Raw genomic sequence first — 19,374 nt, 5'->3', positions numbered from 1 at the left:
ATGGCCAAGCGGACGGGCAACGACGTAGCGCTGGACACCTACCGGTTCCTTCGCGGCGGCATGGTGGTCATGGCCGTCCTGCTGGGTGCGGCGCTGGCCGTCGAGCGCGCGCACGCCACGTGCTGGCAGACCTCGATCAGCGCCTACTACTTCACCACCGCGCATGCCGTCTTCATCGGGGTGCTGTTCGCCATCGGCGCCATGCTCATCGTCTACCAGGGTGCCAGCGACACCGAGAACACCTTGCTCAACCTGGCCGGGGTGCTGGCCTTCGTGATCGCCGTCGTCCCCACGACGCGACCCGTACTACAGTGCGGCACAACCGATCCCGTGGCCGTGAAGACCGGGGCGGCCGTGCTGTTCAACGCCTGGACGGTCACGGTGGTGCTCGCCGGTTCGCGCGTCGCATCGTGGTTGTTGTTCCGGCCCGGCCAGCCCGACACCGTGCTGGGTTCCGCCGCGAGGTGGCTGCAGCGCGCGGTGCTCGGGACGGGTGTCGTGGTTCTGCTCGTCGCTCCGGACTGGTTCCAGGTCAATGCCCATGGCGTCGCCGCGGCCGGGATGTTCGGCGCCACCGTGCTGACGGTGTTCAGCTCGGCCTTCGGCAGCGCCCCGTCATGCGGAAGTCGATACCGCGGTGCCTACCAGACGATCTCACTGCTGATGGCCGGCACCCTGCTCACCACCGTGGCGCTGCACCTCACCCTCGATGGCTTCAACCACGCCGTGTTGATCGCCGAGATTGCGCTGATCGTCGAGTTCACGGCGTACTGGGTGGTGCAGACCATCGAGGACAACAGCTGCACGCGCTGACGGACCACCGTCACTCAAGCAGCTACGTCGACTCCCAGCGGTCCGATCTCGACCAGCCCGGCCCACACCCGGATCGGGTAGACCGGCAGGCTCACCGAGGGATCATCAAGGCAGACACCGTCATCCAGGGCGAAGGCCTGTTTCTTGATGGGGCTCTGCACGCACACGCGGCCGCCCCGGTCGCCGACGAGACCCCGCGACATCACTGCCGCGCCGGAGAACGGGTCGATGTTGCCCACCGCATACAGCGACCCGTCGTGCAGTCGGAACAACGCCGCCTGACTGCCGTCGGGCAGCAGCACCCCGGCGCCACGTCCGGGCACCAGCCGGTGGTACGAGCAGACGGCGGTCCACTCCGAACGGTCTTGGTACTGAGTAACTTCGGCAAGGTCGTTGAGAGTCATCGGGGTCTCCTGATCAGCTCTTGGCGGGCGGGACGGTGGGCATGCCGATCGGCACCTTGCGGCCGTTGCGTTCAGTGAACGCGATGGTCGGGTCGGCGACGTCGGGCGCGTTGACGAACGAGACGAACTGGGTCAGCTTGGCCTTGTCGTCCAGCACGCCCTTCCACTCGCACGAATAGCCGTCGACGTGCCGTTCCATGGCGGCTTCGAATTCGCTTGCCAGACCCAGTGAGTCGTTGCACACGACGTCGCGGACGTGGTCGAGGCCCATCTGATCGACCCACGGGGCAGTGCGCTGCAGCCGATCGGCGGTGCGGATGTAGAACATCAGGAACCGGTCGATGTAGCGGACCAGGGTCTCGTCGTCGAGGTCGCCGGCCAGCAGCTGCGCGTGGGCGGGCGTCATCCCGCCGTTGCCGCCGACGTACAGGTTCCAGCCGGTCTCGGTGGCGATGACGCCGACGTCCTTGCCACGGGCTTCCGCGCACTCCCGGGCGCAGCCCGAGACGCCCATCTTGATCTTGTGCGGCGAGCGCAGGCCGCGGTAGCGCAGCTCCAGATCGATGGCCATCTGCACCGAATCCTGCTGTCCGTATCGGCACCAGTCGGTGCCGACGCAGCTCTTGACGGTGCGCAGCGACTTGCCGTACGCCTGCCCGGATTCCATGCCGCCGTCGACCAGGCGCCGCCAGATTTCCGGCAGCTGGTCCACCCGCGCACCGAACATGTCGATCCGCTGACCACCGGTGATCTTGGTGTAAAGCCCGAAATCCCTGGCGATCTCACCGATCAGGATCAGCTGCTCCGGGCTGATGTCGCCGCCCGGAACGCGCGGGACCACCGAGTAACTGCCGTTCTTCTGGATGTTGGCCAGGAAGTGGTCGTTGGAGTCCTGCAGTGCGGCCTGCTCGCCGTCGAGGATGTGACCGCTGCTGGTCGATGCCAGGATCGAGGCGACGGCGGGTTTGCAGATGTCACAACCCTTTCCGGTGCCGAACTTCTCGATCAGGCCGGAGAACTTCCGGATCTCGGTGGCCGAGATGATCTCGAAGAGCTCGGCCCGCGACTGCGGGAAGTGCTCGCACAGCGCCTTGGACTGCTCGACGCCTTGGGCCTCCAGGAGCTGCTTGAGCAGCGGAACGCAAGAGCCACACGAGGTTCCGGCCTTGGTGCAGGCCTTCAGTCCGGCGACGTCCGAGCAACCGCCTTCGATCGCGCCGCACAGGTCGCCCTTGGTGACGTTGTTGCAGGAGCAGATCTGCGCGGTGTCCGGCAGGGCGCCCACGCCGAGTGCGCTCGCCCCCTCTCCGGATCCGGCCGGAGCGATCAGTGCCAGCGGATCGCCGGGCAGCGCCTCGCCGACCATCGGGCGCAGCACGCCGTACGATGACGCGTCACCGACCAGGATGCCACCCAAGAGGGTCTGGGCGTCGTCGGACAGCACCAGCTTGGCATAGGTCTGCTTTACCGGGTCGTTGACCACGACCTGCAGGCAGTCGGGCGTAACACCTTGGGCGTCACCGAAACTCGCGACGTCGACGCCGAGCAGCTTCAGCTTGGTCGACATGTCGGCCTCGGGGAATTCCGCAGCGCCACCGAGCAGGCGGTCGGCGACCACCTCGGCGGTGGTGTAGCCGGGACCGACCAGGCCGTAGCACCGGCCCTCGACGGCGGCTACCTCACCGATCGCGTAGATGTCGGGATCGCTTGTCACACAGGACAGGTCGGTCAGGACGCCACCGCGTTCGGCCAGCTCCAAACCGGCGTCGCGGGCCAGTTCGTCCCGCGGACGCACGCCGGCGGCGAAGATGACCAGGCCGGCGTCGATCAGGGTGCCGTCGCTCAGCAGCACACGCACGCCCTCATCGAGCGGCTCGATGGCGTCGGTGCCGACATCCAGGTGCACCGAGATGCCCAGCTTGCCGATCATGCGGGCCAGCAGCGCACCGCCGGCTTCGTCGAGCTGCTGGTTCATCGGACGCGGTGCCCGCTCGACGATGTGGGCTTGCATTCCGAACTGGCGCAACGCGTTCGCCGCTTCCAGGCCGAGCAGACCACCACCGATGACCACACCGGTGTTGTTGCCGCGTTCCGCCGAACGGGTCATGGCGGCGCGGATGCCGTCCAGGTCGTCCAGGGTGCGGTAGACGAAGCAGCCGGGGAGCTGGTGGCCGGGCACCGGCGGCACGAAAGCGTAAGAGCCCGTGGCCAACACCAGCTTGTCGTACGCGATGCCGCGGCCCGCCTCGGTCACCACAGTCTTGGTAGCGCGGTCGATACCGCCGACCTTGTCGGCCAGCACCAGGTCGACCAACCCGTCGCCGTCATATCCGTTGCCGGGCAACGCCAGCTTCGACCGGTCCCAGTGCTCGGTGTAACCCGTGAGCCCCACCCGGTCATAAGCGGCGTCTGCTTCTTCGGACAGCACTGTGATGCGCCATTGGCCCGCGGCATCCCGCGAGCGCAGCGCCTCGACGAGGCGGTGGCCGACCATTCCGTGGCCTACGACCACAAGGTTCTTCGCGTCCATGCTCCACAAGGTAGGGAGCCGATATTGCGGATTGTGTTGCCGCGTGTGAATCGACCGTCACGCTCTTCTCACATGGCCCGGAAATGGCCCGTGAAGTGAGTGGCTCCGGTCACAGACCTGCGGCGATCTACCCCACGCCGGCGGGCGGGACCGTGGTTGCCGTGCTGTACGGGTTGTAGATCGTGGTGGTCGTTGTGGGGTAGGTCCCGTACCCGGCGGTGCTCGACGGCGTGTAGGTCCCGCTGGTGGTGGTGCTGGTCGACGACGTCGTGCTGGTCTCGTCCGTGGTCGACGTGTCCGACGTGGTTTCCGTCGTCGTTGTCGTGGTTGTCGTGGTCGTCGTGGTGGTGCGAGTCGTCGTCCGCTTGGTGGTCGTCGGATGCGTCGTCAACACCGTCGGTTCACCTGCCGGCCCGGACGGCTGTTCGGACTCCCCGGAGGTCTGAATTACCTGGTAGATCAGGACGATCAACAACACCGCGGCGGCAATGCCGGCGGCCCACCACAACCCGTAATTTTCGTCGGCGCCGCGCTCGTGGTCGCTGTCGCTCACTGCCATCGCGCCAGAATATCGGCGGCCTGCACAGCCAGTGCCCGCTGGAGGAACGGTCCGAAGCTGATGCGCCCGACACCCAGCGGTCCGAAGGAGGCGGGATCGTCGGACTCCGGGATCGCAATGGCATTGATCGGCAATGGCAGATCGGCGGCCAGCCGGCGCAGGGTGTCGTCGTCGTGGCGGCCCACCGGGTACAGGGAGTCGGCCCCGGCCGCGGCACACAGCTTGAGCCGCTGCACGGCGCGTTCGTACCGGTCCGCCTCATCGCCGATCTGGCGCAGGAACAGGTCGGTCCGGGCATTGATCACGACGTGGACACCAGAAGCGTCTGCCGCCCTGCGCAATTCACCGACGAGGTCGGCGTGTTCCTGCGCGTCCCGGATGCGCCCACCGTCCTTGTGCACGGTGTCTTCGATGTTCAGGCCCACCGCACCCGCGGCCAGCAGGCCTGAGATGAGGCGACCGGGGGTTTCGCCGTAGCCGGATTCGATGTCGACGGACACCGGCACCTCGACTGCCGAGGTGATCTGGGCGACGCGCGTGGTGAGGTCGTCGAACGACATGCCCTCTCCGTCGGGCTTGCCCACCGAGTCGGCTACCGGATGGCTGCCGACAGTCAGCGCCGAGAATCCGGCGGACACCGCGAGCGTCGCCGACCAGGCGTCCCACACGGTCGGGAGGACGACCGGATTTCCGGGCTGGTGCAGGGCCAATAGTGCTTCGGCGCGCTGCGCCAGAACCGCGTCGGACATGCTCATACCGTACCGACAGGCATCCGTCGGGCACGCCGACACCGCGGCCACAAACGTGACCTGTCTCACTTTCATCTCCGGATCTGACTACCATCCGGTGTCGTAATGTGATCCATGACACCCTTCAGCCCAAGGAGGTCGCCCGATGTCCACTACCACTGAGCTCGCCGAACTACACGAGTTGATCGGCGGCCTCCGTCGCTGCGTCTCCTCGTTGGCCGCCAAGTACGGGGACTCCCCCGCCACCCGCCGTATCGCGAACGATGCCGAACGCATGATCAACGACATCGAACGGCTCGATATCGACGTCGAAGAGCTGGAATTCAGCCGCGGTATCAAGCACCAGCACACCAAGGAGAAGATCGTGATCCCCGATCACGACTACTCCAGTGACTTCTGGCGTGATGTGAACGACGACGGCGGCGTCGGCGGCTGATTTCGAGGTGGGCGCGGCTTCCCGGCAAGGAATGGTGCGCCCACTATCCGTCTCCGTCCCAACTTCATAGACAGACCCTGTCCCCAACCGGAATCGAGGCTTTCTTCGTGAGCGCACCCGCCGCCAACCGTCCCGGGACCGGCGTCTTCTCCCCCACGCGTGCGCAGATACCGCAGCGCACCCTGCGGACCGATAACTGGCTCAAATCCCCGATTCTCATCGATCTGGGTTTCGCCGCGTTCATCATCTATGCGACCGCGCGGGCTTTCCAGCGGGACCACTTCTACGTCGCCGACTACCACTACCTGACGCCGTTCTACTCGCCCTGTCTGAGCGTCAACTGCGGTGCGGCCAGCGACTTCTGGCCGCAGATTCTGCCTGCTGACGGACCCTTCTCGCTGATCCCCTTCGCGGCGCTGTCCCTGCCGTTCCTGCTGCTGTTCCGGCTGACCTGCTACTACTACCGCGGCGCCTACTACCGCACCGTGTGGCAGTCCCCGACCGCGTGCGCCGTCGCCGAACCGCACGCCAAGTACACCGGTGAGACGCGGCTCCCGCTGATCATCCAGAACACGCACCGGTACTTCTTCTATGCGGCCGTGATCATCTCGCTCATCAATACCTACGACGCGATCGTGGCGTTCCACTCGCCGAGCGGTTTCGGGTTCGGTCTGGGCAACCTCATCCTGCTGGGCAACGTCATCATGCTGTGGGTCTACACGGTGTCCTGCCACTCGTGCCGGCACGTCACCGGCGGCCGGCTCAAGCACTTCTCCAAACACCCTGTGCGGTATTGGATCTGGACCCAGGTGAGCAAGCTCAACACCCGGCACAAGCTGTTCGCGTGGATCACGCTGGGCACCTTGATGTTCACGGACTTCTATGTGATGGCCGTGTCTGCCGGGTGGTTCAACGACCTCAGGTTTGTCGGATGAGTTTCGGCGTCGACGAAATCTTCTGATTTTCACCATTATTCACAACAATTTGGAGTTATTTCATGGCTGAACTCGAACGGCACGAGTACGACGTCGTCGTAATCGGAGCCGGCGGGGCGGGGTTGCGTGCGGTCATCGAGGCCCGGGAGCAGGGCCTGCGCGTCGCGGTGGTGTGCAAGTCGTTGTTCGGCAAGGCCCACACCGTCATGGCCGAGGGCGGCTGCGCCGCGTCCATGCGGAACGCGAACTCCAAGGACAGCTGGCAGGTGCACTTCGGTGACACCATGCGCGGCGGCAAGTTCCTGAACAACTGGCGCATGGCCGAGCTGCACGCCCGCGAAGCACCCGACCGCGTCTGGGAGCTGGAGACCTACGGCGCCCTGTTCGACCGCACCAAGGACGGCCGGATCAGCCAGCGCAACTTCGGTGGCCACACCTACCCGCGCCTGGCGCACGTCGGTGACCGCACCGGCCTCGAGATCATCCGCACCATGCAGCAGAAGATCGTCTCGCTGCAGCAGGAGGATTTCGCCGAGACCGGCGACTACGAGGCCCGGATCAAGGTATTTCACGAGTGCACCATCACCGAGCTGGTCAAAGACGGTGATCGCATCGCCGGCGCGTTCGGCTACTGGCGAGAGTCGGGCCGCTTCGTCCTGTTCGAGGCACCCGCGGTGGTGCTGGCCACCGGCGGTATCGGCAAGTCGTTCAAGGTGTCGTCGAACTCCTGGGAGTACACCGGCGACGGGCACGCGCTGGCGCTGCGGGCCGGCGCGACGCTGATCAACATGGAGTTCATCCAGTTCCACCCGACGGGCATGGTCTGGCCACCCTCGGTGAAGGGCATCCTGGTCACCGAGGGCGTGCGCGGCGACGGCGGAGTGCTCAAGAACTCCGAGGGCAAGCGGTTCATGTTCGACTACATCCCCTCGGTGTTCAAGGGGCAGTACGCCGAGACCGAAGAAGAAGCCGACCAGTGGCTCAAGGACAACGACTCCGCACGGCGGACCCCTGACCTGTTGCCCCGCGACGAGGTGGCGCGCGCCATCAACTCCGAGGTCAAGGCGGGCCGCGGCACGCCGCACGGCGGCGTCTACCTCGACATCGCCTCGCGTATCCCGACCGAGGAGATCAAGAAGCGCCTGCCGTCGATGTACCACCAGTTCATGGAGCTGGCCGAGGTCGATATCACCAAGGACGAGATGGAGGTCGGCCCGACCTGCCACTACGTCATGGGCGGCATCGAGGTCGATCCGGACACCGGCGCGGCCCGGACGCCGGGTCTGTTCGCCGCCGGCGAGTGCTCGGGCGGTATGCACGGCTCGAACCGCCTCGGCGGTAACTCATTGAGCGACCTGCTGGTGTTCGGACGCCGGGCCGGTCTCGGGGCGGCGCAGTACGTGAAAGCGCTGCCCGCGCGTCCCGTGGTGTCCGATGCTTCTCTGGCCACGGCGGCCCGGGAAGCCCTGGCACCGTTCGACGAGCACGTCGGCGCGGAGAACCCGTACACCCTGCACACCGAGTTGCAGCAGTCGATGAACGACCTGGTCGGCATCATCCGCACGAAGGACGAGATCGAAGCGGCGCTGGGCAAGCTCGACGACCTCAAGCGCCGGATGCACAACATCACCGTCGAGGGCCACCGCCAGTTCAACCCCGGTTGGCATCTGGCCGTCGACATGCGGAACATGCTGCTGGTCAGCGAATGTGTGGCCAAGGCTGCGCTGGCGCGCACCGAGAGCCGCGGCGGCCACACCCGCGACGACTACCCGGAGATGAGCGCCGACTGGCGCAACATCCTGCTGGTGTGCAGCGCCGGTGGTGGCGATCCGATCGTCCCCGACGTGACCGTCACCCCGGAACAGCAGGTGCCGATGCCCGCCGAGTTGCTCGGCTGCTTCGAGCTGTCTGAGCTGGAGAAGTACTACACCGACGCCGAACTGGCCGCCCACCCGGAACGGAGCTAGCCATGAGCGAGAGCTACCAAGCCAATCTGCGGGTCTGGCGCGGTGACGACACCGGCGGCGGCCTCGACGACTTCAAGGTCGAGGTCAACGAAGGTGAGGTGGTGCTCGACATCATCCACCGCATCCAGGCCACGCAGGCCCCGGATCTGGCCGTCCGGTGGAACTGCAAGGCCGGCAAGTGCGGATCGTGCTCGGCGGAGGTCAACGGCCGGCCCCGGCTGATGTGCATGACCCGGATGTCGACGTTCGACCCGGCCGAGACCGTGACGGTCACCCCGCTGCGGGCGTTCCCGATCATGCGCGACCTGGTGACCGACGTGTCGTTCAACTATGAAAAGGCGCGCCAGATCCCGTCTTTCGCGCCGCCCAAGGACCTCAAGCCCGGCGAGTACCGGATGCAGCAGGAAGATGTCGAGCGCTCGCAGGAGTTCCGCAAGTGCATCGAGTGCTTCCTGTGCCAGAACACCTGCCACGTGGTGCGCGACCACGAGGAGAACAAGCAGGCGTTCGCCGGGCCGCGCTTCCTGATGCGCGTGGCGGAGCTGGACATGCACCCGCTCGACACCCTGGACCGCAAGGACATGGCGCAGGACGAGTTCGGCCTGGGCTACTGCAACATCACCAAGTGCTGCACCGAGGTCTGCCCCGAGCACATCAAGATCACCGACAACGCGCTGATCCCCATGAAGGAGCGCGTCGCCGACCGTAAGTACGACCCGATCGTCTGGCTGGGCAACAAACTGTTCCGGCGATGAGCCGGTAGGGCCTGGATCGCGGGCGTAGGCTCGGAAGGGCAGCCAATCCGTATACGAAAGGCAGCCAGATGGGTCGTACAGAAACGCACAGCGTCAACGACATTCGGACCGCGATCCGCGAACTCTCCTTGCGCGCCGAATTGGCCCGTAAGGAAGGGCGGCCGGACGACGCCGCCGAGCTCGAAAAGCGAGTCGCAGAATACCGGCAGGAACTCGGCTCCCGGCCCTAGGCGACGTGGCGCAGTTCGCAGAGCCGACGGCGTGTCGGCTCAGGCTTCCAGGCGACGGAATGCGCTGCGGTGGAACACCATCGGCTCCACGTCGGGATTGATGACGATGTCGGTGATCGCCAAGACCACGATGGTGTGGTCGCCGGCGGGAACCAGCTGATCGATCGACGTCTCCAGCCACACGCTGGTGCCGTGGATGAACAGCGCGCCATTGTCGCGTAACTCGGTTTCCATCCCCGCGAAGCGGTCACCGGTTTTGGCCGCCAGGGTGCGCGCTGCCGCGTCGTGCTGCTGTCCGAGCACGCTGATCCCCAGCGCCGGCAGATCCTTGAGCTTCGGCCAGGTGGTTGAGGTGTTCTGCACACAGAACGAGACCAGCGGCGGTTCCAGCGACACCGGCACGAACGTGCTCGCGGCCAGGCCCACCTTTTCGCCGTTGACGTGGGCTGCGATGGCGACGACGCCGGTCGGGAACTGACCGAACGCCGCACGCAGGGACACCGGGCTGAGATCTGTAGAGCTCATAGTCCGTCCATCTTCACACGGCGCTCCTCAACGCACCCGAGCAAGCGTCCGCTTGGCGGGAATGCGCTGCTACCGACTCAGGTAGCGCGACAACGAATCGTCGACTGCCTCGGGTTTGAATCCCGTTGACTCCAGCTTCTGGTTGTCGAGCACGCTGTTCCGCGGCCGCGGTGCCACCGCTCTGGTCGCCGAGGCGAAGTAGTCCTCGGTGCTGACACCCGTGACCCGCTCCGGATCGTGGCCCGACAGCTCGAACACCCGCCGGGCGATGTCCGCCCACGACATCGCCGGTCCGCCGCCGGTGACGTTGTACGTCCCGTACGGGGCGCTCGTGGTGATGAGGTGCCGGATCGCCCGGGCCAGCTCCGAGGTGAACGTCAGCCGCCCGAACTGGTCGTCGACCACCGACGGGTCGACGCCGCGCTCTGCCAACGACAGCATGGTGCGGACGAAGTTGCGACCGTCGCCGATCACCCAGGACGTCCGCAGGATGTAGTGCCGAGGCACCGTCGCGACGAGCTGGTCGCCGGCCGCCTTGGTCTGGCCGTAGACCCCGAGCGGGGCGATCTGGTCGTCCTCCCGGTACGGGGATTCGGATGTGCCGTCGAAGACGTAGTCACTGGAGAGGTGCACCAGCGTGAGGCCGCGCGCGGTCGCGATACGTGCCAGTGCCGCAACGCCGGTGACGTTGACGGCCCAGGCGTCGACCCGACCGCCCGGGGTCTCGGCGTCGTCCACCGCGGTGTACGCGGCAGCGTTGATGACGGTGTCGTAGTCCTGCCAGCGGAGGGCCGTCTCGAGGTCGCCGGTCAGGTCCACGTTGTCCCGCGTGACGAACTCGACGATCGGGTCGTCGCCGTATTCAGCGCGCAGGGCCCGGCCCAGTTGGCCATTCGCGCCGAGTACCAACGTCTTTCGGGGCGCGACGGGTGTGATGTCGGCCAGCCGGGGATGTGCCCGGTCCTTGGCCGACAGCTCGGCGCGCTCGAGCGGAATCGGCCATTCGATGGCCAGCGACTCGTCGGCCAGATTTACCGAAACATATTGGGCGTCAAACGAATAGTGGTCATTGACCAGATAGACGTAGGCGGTGCCGGATTCCAGGGTCTGGAACGCATTACCGACCCCGCGCGGGACGAACACCGCGCGCGACGGGTCCAGCTCCGCGGTGAACACCGTCCCGAACATCGGGCCGTCCCGTAGATCGACCCAGACACCGAAGATGCGGCCCGTGGCAACCGACACGAACTTGTCCCACGGTTCGGCATGGATGCCTCGGGTGGTGCCGGCCGTGTCGTTGAACGAGATGTTGTTCTGCACAGGACCGAAATCCGGCAGCCCGAGCGCCGTCATCTTCTCGCGCTGCCAGTTCTCCTTGAACCAGCCGCGGTTGTCGCCGTGCACCGGCAGTTCCCAGATGGTCAGCCCAGGGATCGGTGTGGCGTTGGCGGACAACGGTTTCCCATACTCGGTCACTGGCTGCCCGCCGCTCACTGGCCCTGGCCGGCGTAGCGCGCTTCGGTGGCGTCCTTGACCGGGCGCCACCACGCCTCGTTGTCGCGGTACCAGGCGATGGTGGCGCTCAACCCGTCGGCGAAGTCGAGATACTTTGGCTGCCAACCGAGCTCGGTACGGAGCTTGGTCGAATCGATGGCGTAACGGAGGTCGTGCCCGGCCCGATCGGTCACGTGGTCGTAGGCGTCGGCCGGTTGGCCCATCTGCGTCAGGATCATCTCGATGACGGTCTTGTTGTCCTTCTCGCCGTTGGCGCCGATCAGATACGTCTCGCCGAGGCGCCCCTGCTCGATGATCGCCAGCACGGCGGACGAGTGATCATCCACATGGATCCAGTCCCGCACATTGCGCCCCGCGCCATAGAGCTTCGGCCGGATTCCGCACAGCACGTTGGTGATCTGCCGCGGGATGAACTTCTCGACGTGCTGGTAGGACCCATAGTTGTTGGAGCAGTTGGAAATAGTGGCTCGGACGCCGAAGGACCGCACCCAGGCACGCACCAGCAGATCACTGCCGGCCTTGGTGGACGAATACGGCGACGACGGGTTGTACGCCGTGCGTTCGGTGAACTTGGCGGGATCGTCGAGTTCGAGGTCGCCGTACACCTCGTCGGTCGAGATGTGGTGCAGCCGGGCGCCGTGCTTGCGCACGGCCTCCAGCAGCGTGAATGTCCCGACCAGATTGGTGTGCAAGAACGGTTCGGGATCACGCAGCGAGTTGTCGTTGTGGGATTCCGCGGCGAAATGGACCACGACGTCGGTCGTCGCCATCAATTCGTCGACCAGGGCCGCGTCGGCAATATCACCCAGGACGAACGTCATCCGTTGATCCGGCAGGCCCGCAAGGGATTCGCGATTGCCCGCGTAGGTCAGCTTGTCCAGCACCGTCACGTGATGATCGGTGTGGTCCAGGAGGTATCGGACGAAGTTGGCACCGATGAACCCGGCACCCCCGGTGACCAGCAACCGTGCCATCAGTGCCCCCTGCTCAGCAGGTCCAGCAAGTAGGTGCCATAGCCGGACTTCACCAACGGCTCGGCACGCTCCCGCAGTTCGTCGCCGCTGAGATAGCCACGCCGCCAAGCGATTTCCTCGGGCACCCCGATCTTCAATCCGGTGCGACGCTCGATGGTCCGCACGAATTCGGCGGCATCCGTCATCTGGTCGAACGTCCCGGTGTCCAGCCACGCCGTCCCGCGGGGCAGCACCTGCACCTGTAACCGGTTCTGCGCCAAGTAGGTTCGGTTGATGTCGGTGATCTCGTACTCGCCGCGGGCACTGGGTTTCAGCTCACGCGCGATGGACACCACGTCATTGCTGTAGAAGTACAGACCCGGCACGGCATAGTTGCTCTTCGGTGCCGCAGGCTTTTCCTCGAGGGAGACCGCCCGGCCGGCATCATCGAATTCGATGACGCCGTACGCCGAAGGCTCGGCGACCCAATAGCCGAAGATCGCCCCGCCATCGACGTTGTTGAACCGCTGCAATTGCGTGCCCAGGCCCGGGCCGTACAGCAGGTTGTCGCCCAGGACCAGCGCAACGCTGTCACCGCCGAGGAAATCCGCGCCGATGGTGAAGGCCTGGGCCAGCCCGTCAGGCGACGGCTGCTGGGCATAGCTGATGGACACCCCGTATCGCGACCCGTCACCGAGCAGCCGCTCGAAACTCGGCGCGTCGAGCGGCGTCGTGATGACCAGGATGTCCGTGATCCCTGCCAGCATCAACGTGGACAACGGGTAATAGATCATCGGCTTGTCGTAGACCGGGATCAGCTGCTTGGACACCCCGGCCGTGACGGGGTGCAGCCGCGTCCCCGCGCCTCCCGCCAGGATGATCCCTTTCACCCGGCCATCCTGACATACGCACACCGCGCCAGGTGCTCAGCGAGCAGACTCGACCGCAGGCTCAGACGCCAGCACTTTGCCGTTCTGCACGATCTCCAGGCCTGACGACGAGACGTGATACTCGGCCGAGTCGGGATCGTTGATCGCGATGTAGCCGTCACCGGACTCATGCACGGTCCCCAATCGGATCTTCGCGCCGTCGGACAGCCGATAGCCCAAGTAGTACAGCACGCCGACGCTGCTGCGGCAGATGACCACCGCCGACTGGGCGGTGCGCAGGATCATCGCGGCCTCGTCGGCACCGGCGCACCGCGCAGCGCCGTTGTACGTGGTGAAGCCACGGGAATCGGCGTCGGGCAGCACCATTCGCGCTGTCGTGGGCGCCAGGGTGGCGGACGGCTCCGGCGCGGTGGATTCGGCCGAGGTCACCGTGACGTCCGATGTGCCCACCGCGGTGGTGGCCTCCGCCGAAGTCGTTGTGCCACTGCGCTCGTCACGCCCACGCATCAGGACCAGGCCGACGAACACCAGGGCCAGCACCAGCAGGGCTCCGATTCCGCCGAGCGCCCAGGCCGTCGGACTCAGTCCGGATCGCGCTGCGGCCGGCGGATCGGGTTGACGCACAAGACCGGCGGGTGCGGCGGGCGGATCGGGTCGACCTGTCGGCGCCCCGGGTACCGCGGCGGCCGGCGACAGCGTCGGCGCCGCGCCACGCGCCAGCGCCGCGGCGAAATCCGCGCAGGACGGGAAGCGGTCGGCAGGCCGGCGGGCCATCGCGATCGCCATCACGGGGTCCAGATCCGCGAGATCACGGCGGACCTCGGCCAGCTTCGGCACCACACCATTCACCCGTTGACTGATGAGCACCACGGGCGTCGAATCACCACCCGGAGGTTGGCCGGTGAGCAGCTGAAAAGCCGTGGCGGCCAAGGCATACTGGTCTGCCCGCCCATCCAGCGCCTCACCGAGCAGTTGTTCCGGCGCCGCGTAGCCGGGTGTGCCGAGGGTCATGTTCGTCGACGTCAGTCCGTCGAAATCGTCCACGCGCCGGGCGATCCCGAAGTCGGCCAGCATCACCCGGCCGCGGCCAGGGCCCTGTGCGCCCAACAGGATGTTGGCGGGCTTGACGTCGCGATGGAGTAGGCCGCGGCTGTGCGCATAGTCCAGTGCGTCGGCAATCGCGGTGACGATCGCGAATACCTGGTCCCGCGGCATGCCACCGGGGCACTGCGTCCGCAGCACATTTCCGGCATCGGAACCTTCGACGTAGTCCATCGAGATCCACAGTCGCCCGTCGCATTCGCCGCGGTCGTGCACGCCCACGATGTGCGGATGCCACAGCGTCGCCGCGGCGTCGGCCTCGCGCTCGAAGCGCCGCCGATATTCGGCGTCGGCGGACAGCGACGCCGGCAGTACCTTCAGCGCGTCAGTGCGCGGCAGCCGCGGGTGCGCAGCCAGGTAGACCTCACCCATGCCGCCGGCACCCAGCGATCTGACCACGGTGAAGCCGGCGAATACCGATCCATCGGGTAGCGACATGGTCGGATCGTAACGGCCGGAACGCGAAAGAGCGGCCACCCGAGACGATCTCGGATGGCCGCGCATCACCGACTGGTCTAACGCTTGTCGAGGATTCCCTCGATGTTGGCGACACCGTGGATGCCGGACGTGGTGTTGCTCTCCAGGACCACGAACCCCTTACCCGCGGGGTTGCGGGTGACCAGCAAGGTTTCGTGCGCCATCGCCGCGGACTTGCCCTGCTTGTGCAGCGGCGTGACGATGTCGTCGTTCAGCTTCTTGAAGAAGTTGGCGTCGACGCTGTCCGTGAGCCAGGCCCGGTACTGGTGCTTGCTGTCCTGCCATTTGTCGTTGTGGCCGGTGACCTCGACGACCTGGTCGACCCACTTGTGCTCGTCAGTGCCGACCTTGCCGGTCTTGACCGCCTGGGCGATGTCGTCGCGGGCGGGGGCGTACAGCCGGGTCAGGTGGATGTGGAGCTGGTTGAGCCGACGGGCGTCCGACGAGTTGATTCCGAGCGCCCAGTCCGGGCCACCCGTCATGACGTGGATCGAGTCGTAGGCGTGCTTGAAGTAGTTCGGGGTGTCGTTCTGCAGCAGGTTGTCGCATTCGATCCCGGTCTCGCGGACGGTCGGCACCACCAGGAGGTCCTGAGTGGTCTTCATGTCGACGCCTGGGTGCACTGCCCAACCGCGTGTCGAATCGTGGCCCGGCCACTGGATGTCGAAGTTCCGTCCCGGGCGCTTGGGCGAGTGCTCCCCCACACCGTGCGCGGGCGGCTTGACGCCGTCCCAGATGGGATCGTCTTTGCCGTTGCTGCAGCCCTGGAAGTGCTGCGTGCCCGTCTCGGCGTGGGCGGCGGGCGACAGACCGAAGGCCAGCGCCGGCGCTACCGCCAGGGCGGCGGCGGCCGCGATACGGCGAGTGGAGCGGGAGCGGGTGGTCGCGGTCGCGTCGGTCATTTCGTCTCCTGAAGGTTTGGGCTGTGCTGCGGTGTGAAACAACCTTCGCGGAGTCGACGCCCCTGGTCAGTCCGCTGATCGGGCCCTCCACCGGATGAAATCGGCGTCCCCCGATCGGCGGACAAACGCCTGTCTCAGCTTCGTCGCCTCCGCTGAGCGGCCGACAGCTTCTCCCACGCCCGCAGAACCACAATCCCGGGGCTTCCCTGGCCTTTCGCCGTCGCGTTCGTCACCCACATGACGCTCCACCCGCGGGATTCGAGCTCAGCCGTGTGGCTGTGCACCCACTCGCGATAATCCGGAGCATCCGCTTCCTCGTCGCACTCGATGGCCACCTTCCATCGCGGCCAGCCCATTGCCGCCCGAGTGCAAACCAGTCCCCACTCGTCGTAGAAGGGAATTTGCGTTTCGAGCCCCGGGACCCCGGTGCGGCGCAGCAGTCGGCGAGTCTGGGTCTGCAGAGGAGATTCCGACCCACCGTCAGTCTGCGCCAGCGAAATACGCAACCGATCGACACCTCGAATTCCGCGATTCACCGCTGCCAGCGCCCACACGTGCGCAGGGTCGAGACCGGTCGCGTTCAGCAACGCGTCCAGGACCGGCACCGCCTCGGTTTCGGGCAATAGCCGGCCCAAGTCGAACGCCGTCCGCGTCACAGAGGTCACCCGCATACCGCCGACCTCGCACACCTCTTCTGGAGCGAGGGCATACGAGCGCACCTGGAGTTCGGCCGGCGCGTGCCGGTTGGTCCGCACGACCTCGGCCGGCGCCCCCGCATCGAGCCACGTCACGCCGTGCACGGCCGCCGCCGACAGGCCGCACAACACCGCGTCGGGCCCGGCGAACAACGACGCGGCCTGCGCGCGCAACATCGGTGTCAATGCCACCTCGTTGGCGAGGTAGACACCCCGGTAGACGGCTCGGTAGCCAGCACGGAGTTCTTGCTTGGTAAGCAGTCCTGCCTCGATCGCTGCGCTTCCGAGGAACGGTTGGTCCATACGTCGACCATCGCTGCGGCTACCGACAGATCGAGGACCTCTGCCGGCGGTTATCCACAGCCGAGGCGCTACTGACCTTCTCGCCGGCCTGTCTCCACAACTCACATTGCCGAGGTGCTTGGGCGAATGTGCATGTTCCGGTGCAGATTTCGCGCTCTTGCCAACCAAACCTGCACATTCGCCCCAGCACCGCCGATCCCATACCGCACCTCACCGGCAAACCAGCCACCACCGCGCTTATGGGAGTTGAGTAACCTGGCGCCATGTCCGATGCGTCGATCCTGTCCGTGCTGCGCGAGCGCGCGGCCCTGACTCCCGACGACGTGGCGTACACATTCACCGACTACGACCACGACTGGGACGGCGTCACCGAGAGCCTGACCTGGGCCCAGCTGTACCGGCGCACCCTCAACGTGGCGCACGAGCTCCGCATGCACGGTGCTCCCGGCGACCGGGCGCTGATCATCGCGCCGCAGGGCCTGGCCTACATCGTCGGTTTCCTGGGCGCCATGCAAGCCGGATTCATCGCCGTCCCGCTGTCGGTGCCACTGCCCGGTTCGCACGACGAGCGCGTCAGTGCCGTCATCACCGATACGTCGCCGACCGTCGTCCTGACCACCGCCGCGGCCTTCGACATCGCCGCGCAGAACGTGGACGACGGTGCCTCGATGGTCGCCGTGATCGCCGTCGATACCCTCGATCTGGACGCCGACCGGGACTTCGACGAAGAGGTGCCCCCGGGTCCGGACATCGCGTACCTGCAGTACACCTCCGGCTCGACGCGGCTGCCGGCCGGCGTGATGATCTCGCACCGGAACCTGCGGGTGAACATCGAGCAGTTGCTCGCCGATCTGCTGTCGCAGCATGGCGGCCAGTTGCCGCCCGGGTCGACGCTGGTCTCGTGGCTGCCCTTCTACCACGACATGGGCCTGGTGCTCGGGATCGCGGTGCCGATCTTGTCCGGACATACCGGGGACCTGATGAGCCCTATCGCGTTCCTCACTCGTCCGGTCCGGTGGCTGCAGGCGCTGTCCCGACACAAGCACGCATGGTCGGCCGCACCCAACTTCGCGTTCGACCTCGCCACCCGCCGCGTCACCGACGAGGAGATGGCCGAGCTCGATCTCAGCGGCATCATCGGCATCAACAACGGCGCCGAACGCATTCACCCACCCACCTTGGTCAAGTTCGACGAGCGCTTCGCGGCCGTCGGCTTCCGGCCCGAGATGATGGTGCCGTCCTACGGCCTGGCCGAGGCGACGCTCTACGTCGCGAGCGGCGCGCACGGCCGACCGCCGGAGGTCGTCGAGTTCGCCGCCGACGAGCTGACCCAGGGCATCGCATTGCGTAAAGCCGGTGGGACGCCGCTCATGCGGTACGGGCGGGCGCCGTCGCCGCTACTGGAAATCGTCGACGGCGATACCTGCCAACCCTGCCCGGATGGCATCGTCGGCGAAATCTGGATCCGCGGCGACAACGTTTCCGCGGGGTACTGGCGCAAACCCGAGCAGACCGGCTCCGCATTCGGCGCAACGCTGGTGGACGCCCCCGAGGGCACACCCGAGACGGGCTGGCTGCGCACCGGGGATCAGGGCTTCATCTCCGAAGGCGACCTGTTCATCGTCGGCCGCATCAAGGACATGCTGATCGTGCGCGGCCGCAACCACTACTCCGATGACATCGAAGCGACGGTGCAGAAGATCAGCCGCGGCCGGGTGGCAGCCATCGCCGTCACCGACGAACACACCGACCAACTGGTGACCATCATCGAGCTCAAGGCACGGGCCGCCGCCGACGAGCTCGATAGGATGAAAAACGATGTGGTCGCTGCGATTTCGCGCGCTCACGGATTGCAGGTTGCCGACGTCGTCCTGGTGGAAGCGGGGTCCATCCCAACCACCACGAGCGGCAAGATGCGCCGGTCGGCCTGTGCCGAGCAGTACCGGCAAGGGCAGTTCGTCCGGTTGGACGCGTAACCGCGCCGCATGTGGATCACCCTGCTGGTGATGGCGGTCGCGGTCAGCCTGGAGCCGTTCCGCATCGGCATGTCCGTCGTCATGCTGAACCGGCCGCGCCCGCAGCTGCAGTTGGCCGCGTTCCTGTGCGGCGGTTTCCTGATGGGCCTGTCCGTCGGTGCGGTGGTGCTGTTCGTCCTCGAATCCAGGCTTCCCCCTTGGGCGTCGGCGCATTTCAACCTGCCGACGGTGCAGGTCGTCATCGGGGTGCTGGCGTTGGTGGCGGCGGCGCTCCTGGCCGTCACGAAGCGGCGTGACCGCCAGGTACCGGACTGGCTGACCCGGCTACTCACCGGCCGGTCGCTGTGGGTTGCGGGCGTCGCGGGCCTCGGCATCGCGCTGCCGTCGGTCGACTACCTGGCCGCGCTGGCCGTGATCGCCGCCGCACGCGTCGAGGCCGACGTCCGGATGGGCGCCCTGGTGACATTCAACGTGGTGGCGTTCTCCTTGGTGGAAGTGCCGCTGCTCGCCTACCTGATTGCGCCGCAACGTACCCGCGAGGGAATGGCGTTGCTGAACAACTGGATTCGCGCCCGCCGGCGCCACGAAGTCGCTGCGCTGCTGGCGGTGGTCGGAGCGGTACTGGTCGCAGCCGGCGCACTCGGGGTGTAGGCGGGCGC

Annotated in this window: 19 protein-coding genes; 8 read left to right on the top strand and 11 right to left on the bottom strand. The window is 66.5% G+C overall.

All coding sequences use genetic code 11. The annotated features are described in order from the left end of the window. Positions 1 to 813, top strand: coding sequence for a hypothetical protein (locus G6N59_RS18375; RefSeq protein ID WP_138228248.1), 813 nt, complete (start codon positions 1 to 3; stop codon positions 811 to 813). Between the two features lie 14 nt (positions 814 to 827). Here the strand turns inward: G6N59_RS18375 and nirD are convergent, their stop codons facing one another. The 4 genes from nirD to G6N59_RS18355 all read right to left on the bottom strand — a co-directional run bounded on the left by nirD (position 828) and on the right by G6N59_RS18355 (position 5,055). Continuing rightward, positions 828 to 1,217, bottom strand: coding sequence for a nitrite reductase small subunit NirD (gene nirD, locus G6N59_RS18370; RefSeq protein ID WP_138228247.1), 390 nt, complete (start codon positions 1,215 to 1,217; stop codon positions 828 to 830). Positions 1,218 to 1,230: 13 nt separating this feature from the next. Next, entirely contained in the window at positions 1,231 to 3,747 is a 2,517-nt protein-coding gene (gene nirB, locus G6N59_RS18365; protein WP_138228246.1) for a nitrite reductase large subunit NirB, read from the bottom strand. 127 nt (positions 3,748 to 3,874) lie between these two features. Then, complete coding sequence (locus G6N59_RS18360; RefSeq protein WP_138228245.1) at positions 3,875 to 4,306, bottom strand: hypothetical protein; 432 nt, start codon at positions 4,304 to 4,306, stop codon at positions 3,875 to 3,877. Then, a complete protein-coding gene (locus G6N59_RS18355; RefSeq protein ID WP_407665718.1) occupies positions 4,297 to 5,055 on the bottom strand; it encodes an isocitrate lyase/PEP mutase family protein in 759 nt (252 codons plus the stop codon). The genes G6N59_RS18360 and G6N59_RS18355 overlap by 10 nt, the downstream gene beginning before the upstream one ends. 145 nt (positions 5,056 to 5,200) lie before the next feature. Between G6N59_RS18355 and G6N59_RS18350 the strand changes: the two genes are divergently transcribed. From G6N59_RS18350 to G6N59_RS30595, 5 genes are all read left to right on the top strand, one after another. Further along, entirely contained in the window at positions 5,201 to 5,491 is a 291-nt protein-coding gene (locus G6N59_RS18350; protein WP_138228243.1) for an Rv0250c family protein, read from the top strand. A 107-nt stretch (positions 5,492 to 5,598) separates the two neighbouring features. Beyond that, positions 5,599 to 6,426 carry a succinate dehydrogenase subunit SdhC gene (locus G6N59_RS18345; protein ID WP_138228242.1) on the top strand — a complete coding sequence of 276 codons (828 nt, stop codon included), beginning with the start codon at positions 5,599 to 5,601 and terminating at the stop codon, positions 6,424 to 6,426. A 62-nt stretch (positions 6,427 to 6,488) separates the two neighbouring features. Then, complete coding sequence (locus G6N59_RS18340) at positions 6,489 to 8,393, top strand: fumarate reductase/succinate dehydrogenase flavoprotein subunit (RefSeq protein WP_138228241.1); 1,905 nt, start codon at positions 6,489 to 6,491, stop codon at positions 8,391 to 8,393. Between the two features lie 2 nt (positions 8,394 to 8,395). After that, positions 8,396 to 9,148: a succinate dehydrogenase/fumarate reductase iron-sulfur subunit gene (locus G6N59_RS18335; RefSeq protein ID WP_138228240.1), complete on the top strand. Its 753-nt coding sequence runs from the start codon at positions 8,396 to 8,398 to the stop codon at positions 9,146 to 9,148. Between the two features lie 68 nt (positions 9,149 to 9,216). Further along, a complete protein-coding gene (locus G6N59_RS30595; RefSeq protein ID WP_170212335.1) occupies positions 9,217 to 9,378 on the top strand; it encodes a hypothetical protein in 162 nt (53 codons plus the stop codon). Between the two features lie 39 nt (positions 9,379 to 9,417). On the opposite strand, the gene G6N59_RS18330 is transcribed toward G6N59_RS30595, so the two are convergent. The 7 genes from G6N59_RS18330 to G6N59_RS18300 all read right to left on the bottom strand — a co-directional run bounded on the left by G6N59_RS18330 (position 9,418) and on the right by G6N59_RS18300 (position 16,739). Further along, positions 9,418 to 9,903: a flavin reductase family protein gene (locus G6N59_RS18330; protein WP_138228239.1), complete on the bottom strand. Its 486-nt coding sequence runs from the start codon at positions 9,901 to 9,903 to the stop codon at positions 9,418 to 9,420. Positions 9,904 to 9,972: 69 nt separating this feature from the next. Further along, positions 9,973 to 11,379, bottom strand: coding sequence for a dTDP-4-dehydrorhamnose reductase (gene rfbD / locus G6N59_RS18325; RefSeq protein ID WP_138228238.1), 1,407 nt, complete (start codon positions 11,377 to 11,379; stop codon positions 9,973 to 9,975). Between the two features lie 14 nt (positions 11,380 to 11,393). Next, on the bottom strand, positions 11,394 to 12,392 hold the full coding sequence (gene rfbB / locus G6N59_RS18320) for a dTDP-glucose 4,6-dehydratase (RefSeq protein ID WP_138228237.1): 999 nt from the start codon (positions 12,390 to 12,392) through the stop codon (positions 11,394 to 11,396). After that, positions 12,392 to 13,261: a glucose-1-phosphate thymidylyltransferase RfbA gene (gene rfbA / locus G6N59_RS18315; RefSeq protein WP_138228236.1), complete on the bottom strand. Its 870-nt coding sequence runs from the start codon at positions 13,259 to 13,261 to the stop codon at positions 12,392 to 12,394. The genes rfbB and rfbA overlap by 1 nt, the downstream gene beginning before the upstream one ends. A 36-nt stretch (positions 13,262 to 13,297) precedes the next feature. Continuing rightward, the gene (locus tag G6N59_RS18310) at positions 13,298 to 14,800 is read right to left on the bottom strand and encodes a serine/threonine-protein kinase (protein ID WP_138228235.1); all 1,503 of its coding nucleotides are present in this window, start codon (positions 14,798 to 14,800) and stop codon (positions 13,298 to 13,300) included. Between the two features lie 77 nt (positions 14,801 to 14,877). Beyond that, positions 14,878 to 15,741: a CDP-diacylglycerol diphosphatase gene (locus G6N59_RS18305; protein ID WP_138228234.1), complete on the bottom strand. Its 864-nt coding sequence runs from the start codon at positions 15,739 to 15,741 to the stop codon at positions 14,878 to 14,880. 134 nt (positions 15,742 to 15,875) lie between these two features. Continuing rightward, complete coding sequence (locus G6N59_RS18300) at positions 15,876 to 16,739, bottom strand: hypothetical protein (protein ID WP_138228233.1); 864 nt, start codon at positions 16,737 to 16,739, stop codon at positions 15,876 to 15,878. A gap of 263 nt (positions 16,740 to 17,002) precedes the next feature. Between G6N59_RS18300 and G6N59_RS18295 the strand changes: the two genes are divergently transcribed. Further along, entirely contained in the window at positions 17,003 to 18,715 is a 1,713-nt protein-coding gene (locus G6N59_RS18295; protein ID WP_138228232.1) for an AMP-binding protein, read from the top strand. A 9-nt stretch (positions 18,716 to 18,724) separates the two neighbouring features. Then, the gene (locus G6N59_RS18290) at positions 18,725 to 19,366 is read left to right on the top strand and encodes a GAP family protein (protein ID WP_138228231.1); all 642 of its coding nucleotides are present in this window, start codon (positions 18,725 to 18,727) and stop codon (positions 19,364 to 19,366) included. The last annotated feature ends 8 nt before the right edge of the window (positions 19,367 to 19,374 follow it).

Source organism: Mycolicibacterium aubagnense, assembly GCF_010730955.1.
Classification (GTDB): Bacteria; Actinomycetota; Actinomycetes; order Mycobacteriales; family Mycobacteriaceae; genus Mycobacterium; species Mycobacterium aubagnense.
This window is presented reverse-complemented; position numbering and strand designations above follow the sequence as displayed.

Excerpts from the sequence above, each read along its gene's own strand:
- G6N59_RS18375 (WP_138228248.1), top strand. The coding sequence starts at position 1 with ATGGCCAAGCGGACGGGCAACGACGTAGCGCTGGACACCTACCGGTTC.
- nirD (WP_138228247.1), bottom strand. The coding sequence starts at position 1,217 with ATGACTCTCAACGACCTTGCCGAAGTTACTCAGTACCAAGACCGTTCG.
- nirB (WP_138228246.1), bottom strand. The coding sequence starts at position 3,747 with ATGGACGCGAAGAACCTTGTGGTCGTAGGCCACGGAATGGTCGGCCAC.
- G6N59_RS18360 (WP_138228245.1), bottom strand. The coding sequence starts at position 4,306 with ATGGCAGTGAGCGACAGCGACCACGAGCGCGGCGCCGACGAAAATTAC.
- G6N59_RS18355 (WP_407665718.1), bottom strand. The coding sequence starts at position 5,055 with ATGTCCGACGCGGTTCTGGCGCAGCGCGCCGAAGCACTATTGGCCCTG.
- G6N59_RS18350 (WP_138228243.1), top strand. The coding sequence starts at position 5,201 with ATGTCCACTACCACTGAGCTCGCCGAACTACACGAGTTGATCGGCGGC.
- G6N59_RS18340 (WP_138228241.1), top strand. The coding sequence starts at position 6,489 with ATGGCTGAACTCGAACGGCACGAGTACGACGTCGTCGTAATCGGAGCC.
- G6N59_RS18335 (WP_138228240.1), top strand. The coding sequence starts at position 8,396 with ATGAGCGAGAGCTACCAAGCCAATCTGCGGGTCTGGCGCGGTGACGAC.
- G6N59_RS30595 (WP_170212335.1), top strand. The coding sequence starts at position 9,217 with ATGGGTCGTACAGAAACGCACAGCGTCAACGACATTCGGACCGCGATC.
- G6N59_RS18330 (WP_138228239.1), bottom strand. The coding sequence starts at position 9,903 with ATGAGCTCTACAGATCTCAGCCCGGTGTCCCTGCGTGCGGCGTTCGGT.
- rfbB (WP_138228237.1), bottom strand. The coding sequence starts at position 12,392 with ATGGCACGGTTGCTGGTCACCGGGGGTGCCGGGTTCATCGGTGCCAAC.
- G6N59_RS18310 (WP_138228235.1), bottom strand. The coding sequence starts at position 14,800 with ATGTCGCTACCCGATGGATCGGTATTCGCCGGCTTCACCGTGGTCAGA.
- G6N59_RS18305 (WP_138228234.1), bottom strand. The coding sequence starts at position 15,741 with ATGACCGACGCGACCGCGACCACCCGCTCCCGCTCCACTCGCCGTATC.
- G6N59_RS18300 (WP_138228233.1), bottom strand. The coding sequence starts at position 16,739 with ATGGACCAACCGTTCCTCGGAAGCGCAGCGATCGAGGCAGGACTGCTT.
- G6N59_RS18295 (WP_138228232.1), top strand. The coding sequence starts at position 17,003 with ATGTCCGATGCGTCGATCCTGTCCGTGCTGCGCGAGCGCGCGGCCCTG.
- G6N59_RS18290 (WP_138228231.1), top strand. The coding sequence starts at position 18,725 with ATGTGGATCACCCTGCTGGTGATGGCGGTCGCGGTCAGCCTGGAGCCG.